Origin of the sequence: Halomonas smyrnensis AAD6 (genome assembly GCF_000265245.1) — a bacterium.
GTDB classification, from domain to species: Bacteria; Pseudomonadota; Gammaproteobacteria; order Pseudomonadales; family Halomonadaceae; genus Halomonas; species Halomonas smyrnensis.
The window spans coordinates 1-1,020 of record NZ_AJKS02000033.1; the positions used below are offsets into that span (position 1 = coordinate 1).

1 pseudogene is annotated in these 1,020 nt (G+C 58.2%); it reads left to right on the forward strand.

Annotated elements, in window-relative coordinates:
- Positions 1–357 (forward strand): annotated as a pseudogene (locus UYS_RS18935) (hypothetical protein); the annotation flags it as partial.
- Positions 358–1,020 lie beyond the last annotated feature (663 nt).

The window sequence follows — 1,020 nt, forward strand, 5'->3', positions numbered from 1 at the left end:
GCTAGCCATTGCTACTACTCCCGGGCCAAAACCTCGTTCATCGTCAATTCTCTCTCCGACCAGCGGTATACGCACTCGAAGTCAGACTATATCGAGTGGGCCGACACCGTGCGCGAGCGGCCCGATGGAGAGCTCAACCCGGAAGTCTTCACCGACGCCGTGCTACTCGGGGGATTCAATCGATCGTCTCAACATCTCGACGGGAGATGTTACATGGGAACGATAACATCGCTGGGGCGCAAGACCAGGCGGGGACCGATGCATTCTCCTGGCCGACCTGGCGTCAATCAGCAGGATGCCAAGCGCGCGTTCCGGAATCGCATGACCAAGGACTATCGAGAGAGGACCCAGCCTTGAAGTGGTTCGGTTGGTTCAATCACCAGCGGCTACTGGAGCCGATCGGCAACAGGCACCGGCTGAAGGAGAGTCCCTGCATTCCGAGCAACAGGGTCCGGCCAAGAAGGCGGCCTGACTCAAGCCAACTGGCCTCCGAGAAAGCCGGTACGGTTCATCCTGGCGGGCGACACGCTATCCCTCCCCGCACTCAATGCACGGGGTATCTCGAAAAACCTGATGATGTGGCCGCAATTGGATAAGACCTTCTGAACCCACGCCACACGCACCGATAAGGGTGCCCAAGCGAATGACATGGGAATTCCCGGCCCTGCTGGACGCGCTACAGGCACTGGCCCCAGGTCAAGCTGTGCAGGATCCAGATGGTGCCAACACGCGATAGCACAGGATGCAGCACACAGTGGCCAAATCCTGATTAGGGGTCTAGCGCCTTCCCACCGAGTGCAGGTCGGTACCAGGAAAGAAGCCGTCCTTTCCCCTTCCTCATTGACCGAGCATCCCCCTCCGCAGCTATGACGTCTCAAAAAAATTGGGACGAGGAATCGCAAAAACCAGATCTATGACCCCTGTAGATAGGGTGCGACACCAACAGGAGTACCCTAATGAACAGGTTCCACACCGTTTCTGAAGCACACCGCCGACCACGCCAGATCCTCAGGGCCAGCT